We start from the raw sequence: 3301 nt of genomic DNA, 5'->3' as shown, positions 1-3301 counted from the left end.
GAATGCAAGAGTTTTAAAGACAAAGGTTTTAATAAATACAGTTCTGTCTCTAGACAGATTAAATCATATATTGATCTAGCTGAGAAATCAGGATATAGAGTGGTTAAATCTCTACTAGTTGCTCCAGAGTTTAGCGATGATTTTGAGAAAGAATGTGGGCTTGAATATGAATTGAATCTATCATTGATAACGTCACGCTCTCTTAAGTCAATCCTTGACGGCTTCGAGAGCTCTAAACACAAATTATTCCCATATAAATTGCTTCTCAGGGATGTGGTTATCAAAGAAGATAGAATACTCAAAGCTATTTCTAAATAATCATAGCATCGTACAAAACCTCGATAGGGTGGAGGGCTGCCTTGCCCGTTCCATCCTTGATTTGATGTCGGCAACTGGTACCGGGTGCAGCAATGATAGTATCGTTTGACGCAGCGCGTACCGCTGGGAAAAGTACTAATTCACCAATTTTCATAGATACATCGTAATGCTCTTTTTCGTAACCAAAGGAGCCTGCCATGCCGCAGCAACCACTAGGTATGGTGTCTACTGAGTAGTTTTCAGGTAAACTAAGGATTTTTTCTGTGCTCGAGACTGAACCAAGTGCTTTTTGATGGCAGTGACCGTGCAGCTTGATCTTCTTTTTATCGCTACTAAACGCTCTTGGGGTGAGTACACCCTGATCTGCCAAACGAAGCAGGTACTCTTCAATGGTTAATGTGTTTTTTGCCAAATGTTGAGCAGTTTCTCTTAAATCTCTTTCTACCAGATCAGGATATTCGTCTCTAAAAGTGAGTATGGCTGAAGGCTCAATACCAACCAGTGGCATGTCTGCAGTCACATATTTGGCAAAACTATTGACATTCTGTGTAGCTATTTTTTTTGCGGGTTCTAAAAGACCTTTAGAGAGAAAAGTCCTTCCACTTTCTAGGTGATCAATGATGTTTACTTTTATCCCAATTCTTTCTAAAAGCTCAACGGTTTTAATACCAATGGGTGTGTCATTGTAATCTGTAAATTCATCACAGAACAGATACACTTCGCGAGCCTCTGGTTGAGCTTCAGGTCGTTTTTCATACCATTTCCTGAGTGTATGCCGATGGATAGCAGGGATTGAGCGCTTTGCTGCAAAACCTGAAATACCTTTGATAAGAGGCGCTGTCAGGCTGTTTTGCATAACAAAATTGTAGATACCCGGAGTCTTTGAAGCCAGCTTATTAAGTTTTGTAAAGTTGGCTATCATTTTGGTGCGCAGTGGCACGCCATGGCTTTTGTAGTATTGGTGTTGAAACTCAGCTTTCAATTTGCCCACATCTACATTAGACGGGCACTCAGACTTGCACCCTTTACAGGAAAGACACAAATCCATCACCTCTTTTATTTCTTCACTATCAAAGGCATTTGTTTTTTGAGAATGGGTAAGCACCTCTCGTAATATGTTTGCCCGCGCTCTGGTGGTGTCTTTTTCATTTTTGGTAGCCATATATGAGGGACACATCGTACCTCCAGAAAGATGTGTCTTTCGACAATCACCTGATCCATTACATTGCTCTGCAGCTCTTAAATACCCTTGGTTTTCATCGAAATTTAATATAGTGTCAAACTGCCTGGTTTCCTGACCGGCCTCAAATCGCAAAGAGGTATCCATAGGAGGCGTATCTACGATTTTACCAGGGTTGAAAATGTTGTGAGGGTCCCAGGCTTTTTTAATAGCCTTAATGAATTCGTAATTCTTTTCTCCTATCATGAATTGGATGAACTCACCCCGCAGTCGACCGTCACCATGCTCACCACTTAGAGATCCCTGATATTTTTTTACCAACTGAGCAATTTCATCGAGGATGGTTCTAAAGAGTCGATGCCCTTCTGCTGTCTTTAAATTTAGAATAGGCCTTAGATGCAGTTCTCCCGATCCTGCATGTGCATAATGCACGCAATAAAGGCCATGTTTGTCTAGTATTTGATTAAACTCCTCGATATAAGCCGGCAAGTCATTTACATCCACTGCCGTGTCCTCAATCACTGGGGCAGGCTTAGCATCCCCGGGTACGTTGCTCAATAAGCCTAAGCCGGCCTTTCTTAAATTCCAGACTTTGGTAATATCCGTGCCGGTTACTAAAGGAAAATGGTAACCAAGCTTGTTAGCTTTAAGCTCGTTGGTGAGCTCATTGGCCATTTGCTCGAGCTTCTGTTTATTTTCAGCCAAAAGCTCTACAACCAAAATCGCTTTAGGCTCCCCTTTAATGAAAAACCTGTTTTGTCGGTGGTTAATATTATCTTTTGTCCGATCCAGGATATGATGATCCATCAATTCACTGGCGTGAGGGCTGTATTTAAGAGCAATAAGATTGCCTTTTAAAGACTCATTTATTGAATCGAAATGAATGCACAACAATCCTTTAACGCCTTTAGGGATTGGCTCGAGAGCTAATTTGGCCTCAGTAATAAACATTAAGGTGCCTTCAGACCCCGCCACCAACTTGGCCATATTAAGTGGTGTTTTGCTAGCGCTGTAGGGTGCTGTTAGTCGGAGTAAGTCTATTGCATAGCCAGTATTTCTTCTATTAATTGAGGGTTTAGGGAAGCCCTCCGTGATAAGTTTTTGATTTTCTTCGCTTGCCAGAATATCATTTATATTTCTATAAACATCACCTTCAAGTGATTGAAGTTTAAGTTTTTCGTTAAGCTGATTTTGCGATAGGTCGGTAAATTCTACTATGCTGCCGTCACTCAAGTATCCTTTTACGGAAATTAAGTGCTCTCTCGTGCTGTTATAGACCACAGAGTTAGACCCGCAGGAGTTATTGCCTATCATTCCGCCAATCATAGCACGGTTGGCTGTAGATGTTTCTGGTCCGAAAAGTAAATCAAATGAGCTAAGGTGCATATTGAGTTCATCGCGAATTACACCGGGTTGTACACGAACCCATCGCTCTTGCTCGTTAACTTCAAGTATTTGTGTGAAATTTTTAGAAACATCAACTACAATACCACCTCCAACTACCTGCCCGGCAAGTGATGTGCCGGCAGTTCGAGGAATTAATGACAGCTTATGCTTGTTTGCAAATTCGATTAAGACTTCAATGTCATTATCATTTGCGGGAATAGCTACCGCCTGTGGGATTTCGCGATAAGCGGATGCATCTGTTGCGTAAAGCTTTCGGGTGGTGAAATCTGTATGAAGTTCTCCTTTTAATTTTTGCTTTATGGCACTGTAATCGGGGAGTCTCAAAGATGTAGTATTGAAAAATTTGCGTGAATATAATTTCTTTTCGAATTTGCGAAAGATAATGGCAATTTAGCT

Annotated in this window: 2 protein-coding genes; one reads left to right on the top strand and one right to left on the bottom strand. The window is 41.2% G+C overall.

From position 1 onward, the window contains the following. A partial coding sequence (locus E1176_RS20885; RefSeq protein ID WP_222933068.1) for a hypothetical protein occupies window positions 1-318 on the top strand: 318 nt, incomplete at its 5' end. Here E1176_RS20885 and E1176_RS03540 read toward each other — a convergent pair. Further along, window positions 311-3229, bottom strand: coding sequence for an FAD-binding and (Fe-S)-binding domain-containing protein (locus tag E1176_RS03540; RefSeq protein ID WP_155209195.1), 2919 nt, complete (start codon window positions 3227-3229; stop codon window positions 311-313). The two genes, E1176_RS20885 and E1176_RS03540, sit on opposite strands and share 8 nt — an antisense overlap. Window positions 3230-3301: the final 72 nt, after the last annotated feature.

This window comes from Fulvivirga aurantia, assembly GCF_009711475.1.
Classification (GTDB): domain Bacteria; phylum Bacteroidota; class Bacteroidia; order Cytophagales; family Cyclobacteriaceae; genus Fulvivirga; species Fulvivirga aurantia.
The sequence above is the reverse complement of the archived record's forward strand: the minus strand, read 5'-3'. Positions and strand labels throughout refer to the sequence as shown.